The sequence below is a fragment of the Kordia sp. genome (genome assembly GCF_050633145.1).
In the GTDB taxonomy this organism is placed as follows: domain Bacteria; phylum Bacteroidota; class Bacteroidia; order Flavobacteriales; family Flavobacteriaceae; genus Kordia.
The window spans coordinates 17,122-31,954 of the sequence record NZ_JBOEFY010000044.1; the positions used below are offsets into that span (position 1 = coordinate 17,122).

Below are 14,833 nucleotides of genomic sequence, written 5' to 3' on the forward strand. Positions count from 1 at the left end.
GGTTTTATTTTGGAACTGATCTCCTATCAATGTTTAAAAACATATAGTACATTTGTGTAAACCTTAACTAGCCATGAATAGATTATTTATATCTATAAAGTCATTCAAACCGTATTTTCTAATAGCAGTCTTATGTACTGCTTTTTCTGTTTCTGCCCAACAATCAGCTATTCAAAAACAATACGATAGTATCGCTAAAATTCTTTCTAAAACACAAGACAAAGACAGTGTATTTACTTTATTAAATCTTCAAAAAGGATTCGCAGAAAAAACGAACAATAAAAAACAATTAATTGCAGTGACTTTGAAGCTTGCATATATAGAAAATGGCGGTAGCTTAGAGAGATTTAATCATTTGAAAACAGCATATTCTTTATCGAAAGAAGTAATAGACACAATTGGATTAATTCAAACTACTGTTCAGTTAGCAAGAATTTCACAAGTTAAAGGTAACTTTAAAGAAGCGCTTCTTTATGCAAGTGAATCTATTGAGTTTTCGGAAAAGGCGGCAGACAAAAATGCAATTATAGAAGGCTATGCTACAAGAGCTAATATTTATAGTAATATTTCTCAGAATGTAGATGCAATTAAAGATTTAAGTACTGCTAAAAAGATAGCATTGCAACTTCCGGATAATGAAAAAATGTTGATTCCTTTATTAAAAACAATGAGTCGTATTCATTATTCGAACAAACAATATGTGGAAGGTTTACAAATATTAGATGAGATTGTTACTTTTTATGAAGAAAGAAAAGACGATCGAAAAAATTCCGTTTGGAGAAATAACAAAGCAATGATTCACTTAAGTTGCTTATGTGCTCCTATAGAAGAGCAAAAACAAAATTTATATAAATCTATTAAAAGCGCAAAAAAAATAAAATTCAACGCAGGAGAAGCATATGCATATGTGCATTTAGCAAGAATGTTAAAGAATGAAAAGAAAATGGATAGTGCGCACTTTTACCTAGAAGAAGCAAGCAAGATAGAACTAGGAAGAAGAGCAAAACGTTTTAATGGATATTTAAATCAAATAAAAGGAGATTATTGGGCAGCCAAAGAAAATGAAAATCAAGCCATAAAATATTATACAAAAGCCTATGATATTTGGGATGAGTTAAATGTATTGAACGACAAACAATATACGGCAAAAGCATTGGCAGATTTTTATAACAAACAGCACAACCCTGCGAAAGCGTACAAATACATGGAAACCTATGTGGCCATAAAAGATTCAGCATTTAGTAAACAAAAAGTTGAAGAAATAAAAGAAATAGAACTTACCTATGCTTTTGAAAAACAACAATACAAAGACAGTATTCAAAATGCAGAAGCGTTGGCGGTTTTAGACTTAGAACAACAAAATAAAATTCAACAAGAACAACACGTACAACAAATTCTATTAGGATTGTTTTTGGCTGCCTTAGCACTTGGCGGATTTGCTTATTATGCATACCAACGTAAAAAGAAAACATCAAAAATCTTAGATGAGAAAAACAAAATCATAGAAAAAGCATTGCAGGAAAAACAACTCTTGTTGAAAGAAGTACATCACAGAGTTAAAAATAATTTTCAAATAGTTTCCAGTTTATTAGAGCTTCAAACCAAAGATATCGAAGATGAAAAAGCGTTAAAACTTGCCAATGAAGGAAAAAACAGAGTCAAATCGATGGCATTAATTCATCAAAAACTCTATCAAAACGATACAGGTTTAATCGATTTTGATGAGTACATTCAAACCTTGGTCAAAGAGCTTTCATACATGTACGCTTCCGAGAAAAGAGTGAAAACCAATATCAACACAGAAAACATGCAGTTTGATGTTGATACAGCAATTCCACTAGGTTTAATTGTAAATGAATTAATTACAAATGCCTATAAATATGCCTTTGACGCTACAAAAGATAACGAACTAAACATCTCTATCAACAAGCTCAACGAAGAAGAATACAAATTAGTAATCGCTGACAATGGAAGAGGAATAGATGATTCTATAGATTTAGCCAAAGTAAAAAGCTTAGGATTGCGTTTAGTAAAACGATTAACCAAACAATTACAAGGGAAATTTATAGTAAACAATGCGGAAGGCGCTTCATTTGAAATTACATTTAAAGACACTAATACAAGAGCATTATTAGACTAAACAAGCTATGAGTAAAGTAAAAATATTAGTAGTAGAAGATGAAATTATTATTGCAGATCATATTTGTGATACCTTAGAAGCTTTAGGATATGAAGCTTTAGAACCTGTTATCAATTACACGGAAGCTATTGAATCAATCGAAACTGAAAAACCAGATATTGCTATCTTAGATATTCAACTCTCAGGAAGAAAAACAGGTATTGATATTGCTGAAAAAATTAGAAACAAATATGATTTTCCATTCATATTTCTAACCTCAAATTCAGACCCGTTAACAGTTTCACAAGCCAAAAAAGTAATGCCACCAGCGTATTTGGTAAAACCATTTACAAAAGATGAATTATATACATCTGTTGAAATTGCACTCTACAATTATTCAAAACGCGTGGGTGAAGTCAATGAAGAACAACTCATAATAAAAGACGCGTTCTTCATCAAAGAAAAAAATGTGTTCATCAAGTTAAAATTTGAAGAAATCTTATTCATTAAAAGCGAACATGTATATGCCGAAATACAATTAAAAAACGGACAAAAACATGTAATTCGTGGGAATCTAAATAAGATCATTACCAAACTCAATCAAAAATTTGTGCGTGTACATCGTAGTTACATTGTCAATTTAGATTATTTAGAACAAATAGATCATAACACAATTGTAATTGCAGAACAAACTATTCCTATTGGAAAAAAATACAAAGACGATTTATTAAGTAAAATCAATTTATTATAAAATTGTAAGAACATACTTTCGTATTTTTAGAACAAATCTCTCTTTCTTCATAACATTTTTGCTTCCTTATAAAAAAGTAATCTATAACTTACTGTAAAAGTAACAGATTACTAACTTATTAAACCTCATTAATTATGGAAGGAAAAGCCCCAAATCCACTAGATACATTTGATCATGTAGTTGTGCTAATGCTCGAAAACCGTTCGTTTGACAATTTATTAGGATATCTCTACAAAGATGGAGTTCCTGAAGGAAAAAAGTTTGAAGGTTTGCAAACTGGAAACTATGAAAACCCTGTGCCTGAACGTGCAATAGATTATAAGTCAGGAGCAAAAATAGCACCTATGCCAACAGATGACTATCATCAGCCTTTTCCAGATCCAGGAGAAGTATATCAACATGTTAATACACAATTATACAATACAGTTGATGCTGAAAACATAGATGTTGATGCGTCTAAAATGGTAGCTCCTTTCAACTTGCCAAATAGTGGTGTGGACAATCCACCGATGAATGGTTTTGTAAATGATTACATTAACACACTACAAGCCTTAGATGGTACAAAAGGAGAAGGAGATTGGGAGAAATATATAAAACCAACAAAAACTGAGTATGAAAACATTATGAAATGTTTTTCGCCAGAAAGTGTCAATGTGTTATCAACATTGGCAAAAGAATTTGCGGTGTTTGATCATTGGTTTTGCTCAGTTCCTAGCCAAACATGGTGCAACAGAGCTTTTTGGCATGCAGCAACTTCAGCCGGATATGTAATTAACCCTATTGGAGAAGATGATGAAGAAAGCAGCAAAACCAAAGCATTTATAGACTTTATAACATGGGCTGCAAAAATGTGGAACAAAAAAGATTTTTTTGGATTACTACATGAAAAAGGACTCAAAGCAACGGTATATGCCGAACAAGTGCCTTTAACATCGTTAATAAATGGCGGACCTACTTTAAGATATATACCCAATCCAAACTTTAATCCTGGAGCTCCTGATTTTGATCCAACTCAAGTACCTGTACTTCCAGATCCAACGGATAAAACAAACCTGACCTATAAATGCGGATTAATAGGAGAAGGCTTAAACCTTGGAAGTCTAAAACCATTTCTAGATGATGTAACAAATAATGAACTAGCACCATATTCGTTTATTGAGCCTAAATTTATATTTGAGCATAATGACCAACATCCGTCATCCGTTAATATGTCCAATGATCTTAATGTTTTTGGAGAAACCCGAGAAGGAACAGTCAAATTAGGAGAAAAATTAATTTGGGACGTATATACTGCGATTAAAAATAGTGACACCTATAGAGACAATACCTTATTAATCATTACCTATGATGAACATGGAGGTTGTTTTGATCATGTACCGCCACCAAAAGCTACACCGCCAGAAGCAGGTATGGTAGGAGAAAAAGGATTTAAATTTGACCGTTTGGGTGTACGCGTACCTATGGTGATGGTATCATCGTACATTCAAAAAAATACAATCGTAAATGATGTATTTGATCATACTTCTTTTATAAAAACCATGTGTAAAAAATGGGGAATGGAAGGTCTGACTGATAGAGATAAAAATGCAAACTCCTTTGAAAGTGTATTCTCAGATACAAAAAGAGAAAGTTTTCCTGACATTCCAGAACCAATACTAAAGAAAACGAATGTAGATTATTCTAAAGATCCTTTAAATGACTTGCAAAAAACAATTGTAAAAGGAGCATATCATGCTGCAAAATTAACTACTCAAGACAAACAAGCAATAGCTGAAATAGAAAAGCTAGGGCAACCTTCAAAAATCAAAACAGTAAAAGGAGCTGTGAAATTTTTAAAAGCCTTACAACCTTATATAATAAAAGGATATCTATAATAAAAAAGCGCGGGCAGTATGCTCGCACTTTTTGTCATACATAAAAATAATATACTCAGAACATTCTGAAAGTAGTTCAGAACATTCACAAAAAAGATGACAAGCAGTTGAATACCTTTATAGTCTTAACCTTAAATCTTATATACTATGACAAAAAAACTACTCACTTTTGTGATGCTCATAAGCGCATCATTATTTCTCAATGCTCAATGCGGACCTAGTTACTCAGGAGCTTCTAGTTCAGGCAGTAGTTCTGGTGGAGAAATACCAAATTTTACAGGAATGTCCTTTACTACAAGTGCTGCTTGCGGAGGAATCTTAACATCAATTACATCAACAGTTCTTGGTTCTCCAAACCCAAATGCAACAGTTTCTGTACGCCTATATGAAGGTGATGGATTAGGAGGAAATGTAATAGGCGAATTAACAGGAGTTCCTGCAAATGGTAGTGCAGTATATGATTTTTCGGCACTCATGATTACGATGGATCCGTCTACAATATATACATACATTATAGAAAAAGAAAATACGTCTGACTCTATTTTTGCCAATTTTGTATTTGATCCTATTCACCCTGGAGGAACAGCATATTGGGGAGGAGTTCCATCGAGTATAGCTATAACTTTCAGTGTAAGTATTGACAATTCTACATTAAGCGTAGCTGATGTTGATACAGGTGAAACTAAGTTGCGTGTCTATCCAAATCCTGCAGCAAATAGCATTCAATTAACAGCTTTACAAAAAGCAGAAAACTATACAATTTTCGATATCTCTGGAAAGAAAGTTTTGCAAGGAATTGTAAACGTAAATGAACCAATCTACATTCAACAACTAACCAAAGGAATGTATTTTATCCAATTAGAAAAGCGAGCGCTAAAATTTGTAAAAAAGTAGTGCAATCAATAGGTAATTGTTAAACTTTCTTAAGGATGAAATACTAGTGAACGCAAATCTATATGGTTTGCGTTTTTTTTTATTGACTACATACTTTTCAAAGTAATCTTCTATTTAAGACAACTAAAAATAGAACAATTTAAATACTGTAAGAACATACTTCTGTATTTTTAGAACAAATCTTTCTTAGTTTGTAACATTTTTATCTTTTTATAAAAAAGTAATCTATAACTTACTTAAAATATATACGATTGTAACTAATTAAATTTTGAAGATTATGGAAGGAATACACCCAAATTCGCCAAATGAAAACAATATCGATACTTTCTTGTGGAAAAAAAAACTTATTGGTTCTGGATATGATATCATATCCATTGTAGCTCATGGGGAATATGTGTATGCAGGAACTTCATATGGAGAAGTACATAGATATAGTTTAAAAGGTGAGCCTTGTGGTATAAATATACTACAGGCAGCTCCAAGTAAAGGAGAAGTTCGATTAACTATTTATAAAGATCAACTAGTTGTTGGAACCGTTGGATGTATAATACTTATTCAATTAGATAATTTTGAAAAGATAGATTACTACAATATGATCGAGCTTTCTTTTCCTAAAACAGTATTTAAGAATCGTGCTGTTTCAGTAATTGCTGATGATAATTTTATATATGCAGGCTCAGTAGGATATGTATTTAAGTATAATATTGCTTCGAAAGAAACAATGATGAGAACGTTTTTAAATAGGGGACATCAAGAGGTTTGTTTAGAAATGATCGGTAATCAATTGATTGCAGGAACAGAAGGTCATGTTGTATTGATAGAGAAGAATGATTTTGAAAGGAAAAAGAAAATAATATCTCTTCCTCATAGTGGATATGAAACCGTTTCATTATTAGTTTATGAGAATATCATATATGCTGGCTCAAACGGATATGCGTACAAAATAAGTGCAGATGGTAAAGAAGTCAAAAAAAATGAACTTGAAGTAGTTGAAAAAAGTGAAGTTAGTTTAGCAATAAAAAATGACAAATTAATTGCCGGTTCTAACGGAGATATTATGGCGATTTCATTAATTGATTTTGAGTACAAAGGAGAATATATTACTTCACTTCCTCATTGTAAAGGCGAAATTGTTTCTGTTGCTGTTTCTGACTCTTATGTCTATGCAGGTTCGGTTGGATATATATACAGAATCGAAGATAGGAAACCCGTATACATAGAAGGAATGGGAACTAATGCAATTCGATTCTGTGAAAATAATATGCAACTCTTTGCTGCAGGAAGTAATTTTTTGGCTTCAATTGCATATAAAGAATCTTGAAAACACATTTAATTGTTAATACTAGTAAATCGTTTTCAGGTAATGCAAAAGAAAATTAGATAAGTAATCACGCAAAAAATATTTCATTCTATAATAAAAAGAGTGCTCAAATTTGTAAAAAAGTAGTGCAATCAATAGGTAATTGTTAAACTTTTCTTAGTATGAAATACTAGCGAACGCAAATCTATATGGTTTGCGTTTTTTTTTGTTTCTTGGCAAGATATTTCTCAGAATACCATCATGCAAAATCCTAAAGACTTTTACACACAGCAAAAAGCAAAATTTGAAGCCGAACTAAAAGTGCAACGCCGAAAACTCAATCAATCGAGCTTTCTTCGTCTGATTGTTTTTTTAAGTATAGCGTTCGCGATTTATCTCTTATTCGGAAAATGGGGATATGTAGTATTGGCTTCTGCTGTCGGAATGGCAATCTTTCTATTCTTGGTCTTTCGTCACGCTGATTTAGTCTACAAAAGCAACAAACTAAAAGCTTTAATTCTGTGCAACCAATTAGAAATAGATGTAATCAATGGTGATCTTTCCAAATTGCCAACAGGTGAAGAATTTCTAGATGCAGCACACGAATATAGCTACGATATAGATCTCTTTGGAAATGCATCTTTCTTTCAATACTTAAATCGTTCTACAACAAAAGAAGGAAAAAATGAATTGGCAAACATATTAGCAAGTAACAATATTTCTGATATTGCTATGCGACAAGAAGCCATACAAGAACTGGCACAAAAAGCAGATTGGCGACAACATTTTTCTGCCATTGCTTTATTAATAAAAGTTGAAACGACTTCGAAAAGCATTACGAGTTGGTTGAAAGAATACAAAAGCTTTATTCCTAAATCAATTAAATATTTACCACTTATTTTCTCTGGAATCTCTATTGCAATCATTACGCTAGTTTCCTTGGAAATTTTACCATTTTTAGCTGCTTTAGTATGGCTTTTTGTAGGATTGGGAATTACAGGAAAATTTCTAAAAAGTATCAATCATCTTTCAATCAATACCAACAAAGCAAAAGATACATTTCAGCAATACGGACAGCTTTTACAGCGAATAGAAGAAGAAACATATACCTCCGAATTATTAAAAGAAAAACAGAAAAACATTCACAGCGAAGTACAAAAAGCATCTACTTTAGTAAAAGGTTTTTCCAAACGAATTGATGCTTTAGACAATAGAAACAACATCTTGGTTGGTATCTTTTTAAATGGTTTATTACTGTGGGATATTTCTAAATCGTATCACATAGAAACTTGGATTCAAAAACACAATCAAAAAGTAGCACAATGGTTTGAGGTAGTTACATTTTTTGATGCATACAATAGTTTAGGGAACTTTGCGTTCAATCATCCACAATTTAGTTACCCAACAATTGATAGTAATGCAAAAGAAGTAATGAATGCTAAAAAATTAGGACATCCATTATTGCGAACTACAAACAGAATTGACAACGATTTCAATATTGGAAACTCAGAATTCTTTATCATTACAGGCGCAAACATGGCGGGAAAAAGTACGTTTCTACGAACGGTTTCTCTAAGTATAGTTATGTCTAACGTAGGATTGCCAATCTGTGCTGAAGAAGCAAATTATTCGCCCATAAAGCTCATTACAAGCATGCGTACTACCGATTCGTTAGCAGAAGGTGCTTCGTATTTCTTTTCAGAATTGCAACGCTTAAAAATGATCGTAGACAAAATTGAAAAAGATACCTATTTCATCATCTTGGATGAAATCTTAAAAGGAACCAATAGTCATGATAAAGCAATGGGTTCTAAAAAAATAGTGCAAAAACTCGCGTCGCAAAATGCTGCGGGAATCATTGCTACGCACGATTTAAGTCTCTGCGAACTAGACAAGGAAATAGATCAAGTAAAAAACTACTTCTTTGATGCCGAAATTATCAACGACGAATTGTTCTTCGGGTATTTACTCAAAAAAGGAATCTGTTCTAACATGAATGCTTCCTTCTTGCTAAAGAAAATGGAAATTGTGGAGTAGATTTTTTATAAAAATCTAGCTATTTAAAATTTAAAATATAAGCTCATTACTCATATAAAATTTATATTTAACATATTTTCTCGTCTTAAAATATTAATTTAGAAGTCATTAACTGAATCTAAAAAAACTAAAGCGTAAAAAAAATATCGGTTGGCTTCCCTTAAAGCTTGCATATATGTCGTTAAAATACCTCCACATAAACGAAAAGCATCACAAAAAACAATTGATCATTTCACATCAACAAGTTGCTATTTTAAAAAACTTCTTGATGGAATTGGTAAATGATGAAGTGTTGGTAATCAATACCAATCTAGGAATAGAAATTTACTACGAATCTACCTACGATTGCACACAAATGATTAAAGACACTTTTGCAATTGTTGCCTGTAAAAATTGTAAAACAGAAGACAAATACCGCTTCTTTGCGTTTCAAAACGAACGTGAAATTCAACGATTCATGGATGCTTCAATGCAAAAACTAGCAAAAATGCCGCTATTTTCTAGCTACACAAAAAGCATGTTAGGACAATTGGGCACGCAGTTTGAAACCAACAAAAAACTAATTGGAAGATTGTTAGAAATATGGCATGAATTCAGTAAAGACAGACAGTTAAAAGAAACAAATCTTCAAAGAATTCAAGACTTCCGAAACGATTTACAAACGATTTACATCGAGAATGTAGAAAATGATGTATTAAAAGAACTCATCATTGAAGTTTTAGACAAAAAACACGTAAACTAATAGTGCAAATGCTTCTCTCCAAAAAACAATAGTTTTTTAAAATTCATTTTATAAAACCATTCAAATTCACGACTTTTAGAAAAGAAATTTTAAATACTAAATGTTGAATTTTAAATGTAAAAGTGATTTCTTACCTAACACCTAACACCTAACACCCAAAACTAACAACAAGCAACCAACACCCAAATGATAAAACATACTTCCAAACTTCCCAATGTAGGTACTACCATATTTACCGTAATGAGTCAATTGGCAGCAAAAGAAAACGCGATCAATTTATCACAAGGATTTCCAAACTTTCCTTCCGATCCAAAACTCATAGAAATGGTACAGCAAGCATTGCGCGAAAACTACAATCAATATGCACCAATGCCAGGAGCAGCTATTTTACGTGAAGCCATTGCTGAGAAAATAGAGTATTTGTATCAAAGAAAATACAATCCAGATACAGAAGTTGTTGTTACCGTTGGAGCCACAGAGGCTATTTTTACCATTATAAGCGCGTTTGTGCGCCCTAATGACGAAGTTATTATATTCACGCCAGCGTATGATTGTTATGCGCCAGCGGTGAACGTACACGGCGGAAAAGTTGTGCCAATTCAATTGAAGGGAAAAGAATTTACTGTTGATTGGAATGAAGTGAGAAGCAAAATTAATAGTAAAACGAAACTAATGATTATTAATACGCCACACAATCCAAGTGGAACTGTATTGTCGAAAGCAGATATGTTAGAGTTATCTTCAATTTTAGAAGATACCAACATCATTTTGTTGAGCGATGAAGTTTACGAACATATTGTGTTTGATGGCGAACAACACCAAAGTGCTGCCTTATTTCCAAAACTAGCCGAACGTACTTTTATCACTGCTTCTTTTGGAAAAACATTTCACAATACGGGTTGGAGAATTGGCTATTGTGTAGCGCCAAAAGAGTTGATGGACGAATTTAAAAAAGTACATCAGTTCAATGTGTTTTCGGTACATCATCCAACGCAAATAGCGATTGGCAGGTATTTGCAACATCCTGAAAACTATGTGCAACTCCCTGCATTTTTTCAAGAAAAACGAGATTTCTTTCTCAATGCAATCAAAGACTCGCGTTTCACATGGAAACCATCGCAAGGAACCTACTTTCAAGTATTATCTTATGAAAATATTACAGACGAACTCGACACAGAATTTGCAAAACGACTGACACGAGAAAACAAAATAGCATCCATTCCACTTTCCGTATTCAACACAAATAAAGAAGATCATAAGCTATTGCGTTTCTGCTTTGCCAAAACGGAAGAAACCTTAGCAAATGCGGCCGAAATTTTAAACAAGATTTAGTATTTTGGTATACATATTGTAAATAGCAATCACATAACAATAAATAACATTCAATGAAGTACACTAAATGCATTATGGCACTCATTCTTATGTGTGTGTTTACAAGCGTCCATGCCCAAAAAGTAATCCATAACGGAAAAGAATATAAAGTTGATAAAAAAGAAATTTATCTCGATGGAGTGAAGGTAACAGACAAACTTACCGAAGAAGAGAAGACAATAATTGTAGCGACTTTAGAGGCAAACAAAAAGAAACAAAAAGAAGAAAGAAAAGCGACTAAGAAAAAGAGAAAAGAAGAAAAGAAATATAAGAAAACGCAGAAGAAAGTTAAAAAGCTAGAAAAGGAATTAAAGCGAAAGCAGAAAACGCAAAAAAAGGCTTTGAAAGCAAAAAAGAAATATGAAAAGGCGTTGAAGAAATATGAAAAACGAAAACGTAAAAACAAGCTTTCTCCTGAAGATGAAATAAAGTGGCAAAAGAAATTAGAAAAGCTGCAAAAGAAAATGGAAAAGGCGGAAAGAAAACTATAGAAATGCAAAAAGCTTCTCAATACGAGAAGCTTTTTTTCTGATAAATAATCTACTATTTAGGCGCAGTACAAATTCCTGGCGATCCAGTATTGTAGCACCATCTGTTATACGTCCAGTTGCAAAATTCTGGTTCTCGTGAGTCACAAATTACACCATCAGAGAAGCCACCACCTTTTACAGTTTCGTGTGCTAATGAAGAAACAGCGTTCTTATTTAGCGATAAATTTTTAAAATTCTTTTTTTTCATGGTTTAAAATTTTTAGGTTATGGTTAAAGTATTAATGTGATACACAAGAAGTAATACAAATTGTTCTAAACGATCTAGGTCTTCCACCTTTTATCTCTTGTGATGTTTTAGTCTCTAAACTTGCTACAGAAGCCTTTACTAATTTTAATGATTTTACTTTTTTACTTTTCATAAGATTATGGTTTTTATGATTAAAAATTAATTAATGTACGTGGCAAGAAGTTGGGCACATAGATTGAAAAGTATTACAACCTGTCCAAGCGCGTGTTCCACCACCAACAATTCTTTCTTGCTTACTTGCATCTAAATTTGCGATAGATGCTTTTACTAATTTTAATGACTTTAATTTCTGAGTTTTCATACTTAAATATTTGTGGTTAATAAAAAGTTTATTGATCTCAATGTATGATTCGTATCCTATGAAAAAAAGGAAGTGTAACTCAAGAGGACTAAAAATTAGGAGATTTGAGGAGAAACTTTACGAAAGAAATTTATGGATAAAGCACAAAAAAAATCGAAAGGTTAGCCTTCCGATTTTTTATTTGTGAATTAGTAAGTGTATAGATTAATAACATTGAATACCTGCGCAAAATGAAACCATTGCAGAATCATCAACGCGGACTGTAGAATTATTTTGACGAGTTCCACCTTTTACTAACATTGCGGTTGTTTGGTTAATTCGAGAGATAGTTGCTTTTCTGAGTTTCATCTTTTGTAAATGCTTTACCTTCATAAATAAGTTTTTTAGTTAGATTATAAAATGAAAGATAGTTTATTTAAACGCTATTATATTAAGGTTTGAGTATGTAAAAACCTCAAATTACTTAATTTGAGGCATCATTTTCAGCAGTCTCTTCTAGATTCTTTATATAATAAGACGGATACAATTTTGTAGATGCTTTAAAGTATTTTGTAAACGAATTTGTACTCTTATATCCAATTTCTTCGGCAATATGCTTGATAGAATATTTGCGAAACTTAGGATCTTCTTTCAGGCGTTTTAATACATATTGAATTCGTAAGTCATTCAAATACTCATAAAACTTTTTGTGTTTGTAGGTATTGATGATTTTAGATAAATAGTTCGTGTTTGTTTTTGCTTTTTTTGCAAGACTTTGTAATGTACAATTGCTATTTAAGAAAAATAATGATTCTTCCAGTTTGTCCAAACGTTCTAAAATTGCTTCTACTTTTTTGTCTTCAATAGTAAAATTAGGTGTTGATTTTTCTACTTTTTTAGTGTCTACTTTCGTTACCAATTGTTCGAAAATAACTTTATTCTGTTTTTTTGCTTTTAAAAATCTCCAAACGAAATAACCACACAATGCCACTAAAAAAACACTAAATATTATTACATAAATAAGTCTGTTTTTTAATTGAGAAGCCAAGGAAGAGAGGTCATTATTTTCTTTTTGCGCAGTTTCGTACAATTCTTTAATCACTGCTATATCATTACCTTCGTTCGCATCTCTTAATTTTAAATATTTAGAAGTGTAGTCCAAATACAAATTACGTTTATCTGTGAGTTCATAAGCTTTGGAAAGTGTAAGATAGGTGCCTAATAATTCCGGAGGATTAAATGTTACGCTCTTTTTGAGGTTCTTTTCATCAACAATGGTTTCAACATTTTTCAAGAAAGTAATTGCCTCATTATACTTTTTTAATTCAAAATACGATTTGCCAATATAGTAGTATATTTCAGTGAGTCGATTTTGATTATTCAATCCCTTGGCAATTTTTTCTGCTTTTTTTAAATAGTCAATGGCAGTTTCAAAATTCCCTTTAATAAAATGTGCAATTCCGATATCAATATAAAAATAACTGACACCTTCCAAGTCATTAATTGCCAAACTTTTTTGCAATCCTATCTCTGAATATTTATGTGTAGAATCGGGTTGCTGTAAACGTAAATAAGTGCCACCAATTCCCATATACGCATTGATGAGAATCATTTTATTTTCAAAACTATGTTGTTCGGCCAAACTTGCATTACTTTTATATATGGAAAGTGCTTCTTCATAAAATCCCATGCGTCTTTTAATCTTGGCAATATTGGCTTGTGCCGCGACTTCAAATTCAACGGCATTTTGTTGTTTTGCAATATCTAGTGCATTGAGATAATTTGCCAATGCTTCTTTATTATCGCCTAGATATATAATGGCGTTTCCTTTAGTCAGGTAAACTTCGGCTAAAAAAAGCTGATTTTTTAATGCTTTGGCAGTTACGATAGCAGAATCACAATGTTTAATGGCTTCTTCATAATCGCCTAGAATGTTTGCAATTTTACAAGATTGCGCATGCGCGTTAAAGAGTTGAATACTATCCTGTTCTTTTTTGCTTTTAGCGACTAAAATTCGAGCATATTTTTTTGAAAGCTCAGGATTAGAATATTTATGTTGAATGATAAAATCAAAAATTTCTTGACTCGAAGCGTTTTCGGGCATTTCTTGTGCAGAGGTGTTTGAAGCAAATGCTATAAAAACAATAAAACTCCAAAATGTAATCACCTTTCGTATCATAAAAACTCTTTTAAAGGAATAGTATATTCTTTTTTGGAAAGTCATTAAAAATTATGGTTGGATATTTTAAACTATAACTTTCAATAGAATAGTAAAAAGGAGTTAAAAATAATAATAATAAAGTATATACATCTTGTTTTAAGATTTTTCTGCATAAAAAAAGCTTCTCATTTGAGAAGCTTTTTAAGTATATGTGAATTGTAATTTATTGACAGTTCGTTTGATTTCCTGTAAGACACCATGAACCAGTTTGTCCGCCTGTTTCTCCACAATTAAAGAAGCAGCTATCTGTAGGTGTTTCTCTTGGTGGCCAGTTTGTTCCTCCTTTTAAAGTAGCTGCTGTTAAATGACTTACTTGTTTTTTATTTAAAGATAATTTTCTAAGTTGTTTTTTCATGATTCTATATTTTGAGTTAATTATAGATACTGAAATTAGGAAAAGAAAAACTTACATTTAAGACAAATAAGCTTTCAAAATTACCATTTAA

At 32.0% G+C, this 14,833-nt stretch carries 15 protein-coding genes; 9 read left to right on the forward strand and 6 right to left on the reverse strand.

The features are described from left to right. The first annotated feature begins 73 nt into the window (after window positions 1-73). The 9 genes from ACRBBL_RS20090 to ACRBBL_RS20130 all read left to right on the forward strand — a co-directional run bounded on the left by ACRBBL_RS20090 (window position 74) and on the right by ACRBBL_RS20130 (window position 11,579). Window positions 74-2,140 (forward strand): sensor histidine kinase, encoded by a 2,067-nt coding sequence (locus tag ACRBBL_RS20090; RefSeq protein WP_431370872.1) that lies wholly within the window; start codon window positions 74-76, stop codon window positions 2,138-2,140. A 7-nt stretch (window positions 2,141-2,147) separates the two neighbouring features. Continuing rightward, window positions 2,148-2,870 (forward strand): LytR/AlgR family response regulator transcription factor, encoded by a 723-nt coding sequence (locus ACRBBL_RS20095; RefSeq protein ID WP_431370873.1) that lies wholly within the window; start codon window positions 2,148-2,150, stop codon window positions 2,868-2,870. 134 nt (window positions 2,871-3,004) lie between these two features. Further along, entirely contained in the window at window positions 3,005-4,744 is a 1,740-nt protein-coding gene (locus ACRBBL_RS20100; RefSeq protein ID WP_431370874.1) for an alkaline phosphatase family protein, read from the forward strand. A gap of 147 nt (window positions 4,745-4,891) precedes the next feature. Continuing rightward, complete coding sequence (locus ACRBBL_RS20105; RefSeq protein ID WP_431370875.1) at window positions 4,892-5,638, forward strand: T9SS type A sorting domain-containing protein; 747 nt, start codon at window positions 4,892-4,894, stop codon at window positions 5,636-5,638. 277 nt (window positions 5,639-5,915) lie between these two features. After that, window positions 5,916-6,959, forward strand: coding sequence for a hypothetical protein (locus ACRBBL_RS20110; protein ID WP_431370876.1), 1,044 nt, complete (start codon window positions 5,916-5,918; stop codon window positions 6,957-6,959). Window positions 6,960-7,199: 240 nt separating this feature from the next. Then, window positions 7,200-8,975: a MutS-related protein gene (locus ACRBBL_RS20115; protein ID WP_431370877.1), complete on the forward strand. Its 1,776-nt coding sequence runs from the start codon at window positions 7,200-7,202 to the stop codon at window positions 8,973-8,975. Window positions 8,976-9,150: 175 nt separating this feature from the next. Beyond that, window positions 9,151-9,717 (forward strand): hypothetical protein, encoded by a 567-nt coding sequence (locus tag ACRBBL_RS20120; protein WP_431370878.1) that lies wholly within the window; start codon window positions 9,151-9,153, stop codon window positions 9,715-9,717. Between the two features lie 189 nt (window positions 9,718-9,906). Then, the gene (locus ACRBBL_RS20125) at window positions 9,907-11,049 is read left to right on the forward strand and encodes a methionine aminotransferase (RefSeq protein ID WP_431370887.1); all 1,143 of its coding nucleotides are present in this window, start codon (window positions 9,907-9,909) and stop codon (window positions 11,047-11,049) included. A 53-nt stretch (window positions 11,050-11,102) separates the two neighbouring features. Continuing rightward, the gene (locus ACRBBL_RS20130; RefSeq protein ID WP_431370879.1) at window positions 11,103-11,579 is read left to right on the forward strand and encodes a hypothetical protein; all 477 of its coding nucleotides are present in this window, start codon (window positions 11,103-11,105) and stop codon (window positions 11,577-11,579) included. Between the two features lie 52 nt (window positions 11,580-11,631). Here ACRBBL_RS20130 and ACRBBL_RS20135 read toward each other — a convergent pair whose 3' ends face one another. From ACRBBL_RS20135 to ACRBBL_RS20160, 6 genes are all read right to left on the reverse strand, one after another. Next, on the reverse strand, window positions 11,632-11,826 hold the full coding sequence (locus tag ACRBBL_RS20135; protein WP_431370880.1) for a hypothetical protein: 195 nt from the start codon (window positions 11,824-11,826) through the stop codon (window positions 11,632-11,634). A 31-nt stretch (window positions 11,827-11,857) separates the two neighbouring features. Continuing rightward, window positions 11,858-11,998, reverse strand: a complete 141-nt coding sequence (locus ACRBBL_RS20140) for a hypothetical protein (RefSeq protein ID WP_431370881.1) — start codon at window positions 11,996-11,998, stop codon at window positions 11,858-11,860. Window positions 11,999-12,028: 30 nt separating this feature from the next. Beyond that, a complete protein-coding gene (locus ACRBBL_RS20145; protein ID WP_431370882.1) occupies window positions 12,029-12,187 on the reverse strand; it encodes a class I lanthipeptide in 159 nt (52 codons plus the stop codon). A gap of 204 nt (window positions 12,188-12,391) precedes the next feature. Beyond that, window positions 12,392-12,559, reverse strand: coding sequence for a hypothetical protein (locus ACRBBL_RS20150; protein WP_431370883.1), 168 nt, complete (start codon window positions 12,557-12,559; stop codon window positions 12,392-12,394). 91 nt (window positions 12,560-12,650) lie between these two features. After that, window positions 12,651-14,345 carry a helix-turn-helix domain-containing protein gene (locus ACRBBL_RS20155; protein ID WP_431370884.1) on the reverse strand — a complete coding sequence of 565 codons (1,695 nt, stop codon included), beginning with the start codon at window positions 14,343-14,345 and terminating at the stop codon, window positions 12,651-12,653. A 205-nt stretch (window positions 14,346-14,550) separates the two neighbouring features. Then, window positions 14,551-14,742, reverse strand: coding sequence for a hypothetical protein (locus tag ACRBBL_RS20160; RefSeq protein ID WP_431369894.1), 192 nt, complete (start codon window positions 14,740-14,742; stop codon window positions 14,551-14,553). Window positions 14,743-14,833 lie beyond the last annotated feature (91 nt).

Excerpts from the sequence above, each read along its gene's own strand:
- ACRBBL_RS20115 (WP_431370877.1), top strand. The coding sequence starts at position 7,200 with ATGCAAAATCCTAAAGACTTTTACACACAGCAAAAAGCAAAATTTGAA.
- ACRBBL_RS20145 (WP_431370882.1), bottom strand. The coding sequence starts at position 12,187 with ATGAAAACTCAGAAATTAAAGTCATTAAAATTAGTAAAAGCATCTATC.
- ACRBBL_RS20120 (WP_431370878.1), top strand. The coding sequence starts at position 9,151 with ATGTCGTTAAAATACCTCCACATAAACGAAAAGCATCACAAAAAACAA.
- ACRBBL_RS20160 (WP_431369894.1), bottom strand. The coding sequence starts at position 14,742 with ATGAAAAAACAACTTAGAAAATTATCTTTAAATAAAAAACAAGTAAGT.
- ACRBBL_RS20130 (WP_431370879.1), top strand. The coding sequence starts at position 11,103 with ATGAAGTACACTAAATGCATTATGGCACTCATTCTTATGTGTGTGTTT.
- ACRBBL_RS20105 (WP_431370875.1), top strand. The coding sequence starts at position 4,892 with ATGACAAAAAAACTACTCACTTTTGTGATGCTCATAAGCGCATCATTA.
- ACRBBL_RS20095 (WP_431370873.1), top strand. The coding sequence starts at position 2,148 with ATGAGTAAAGTAAAAATATTAGTAGTAGAAGATGAAATTATTATTGCA.
- ACRBBL_RS20110 (WP_431370876.1), top strand. The coding sequence starts at position 5,916 with ATGGAAGGAATACACCCAAATTCGCCAAATGAAAACAATATCGATACT.
- ACRBBL_RS20150 (WP_431370883.1), bottom strand. The coding sequence starts at position 12,559 with ATGAAGGTAAAGCATTTACAAAAGATGAAACTCAGAAAAGCAACTATC.
- ACRBBL_RS20155 (WP_431370884.1), bottom strand. The coding sequence starts at position 14,345 with ATGATACGAAAGGTGATTACATTTTGGAGTTTTATTGTTTTTATAGCA.
- ACRBBL_RS20140 (WP_431370881.1), bottom strand. The coding sequence starts at position 11,998 with ATGAAAAGTAAAAAAGTAAAATCATTAAAATTAGTAAAGGCTTCTGTA.
- ACRBBL_RS20090 (WP_431370872.1), top strand. The coding sequence starts at position 74 with ATGAATAGATTATTTATATCTATAAAGTCATTCAAACCGTATTTTCTA.
- ACRBBL_RS20135 (WP_431370880.1), bottom strand. The coding sequence starts at position 11,826 with ATGAAAAAAAAGAATTTTAAAAATTTATCGCTAAATAAGAACGCTGTT.
- ACRBBL_RS20100 (WP_431370874.1), top strand. The coding sequence starts at position 3,005 with ATGGAAGGAAAAGCCCCAAATCCACTAGATACATTTGATCATGTAGTT.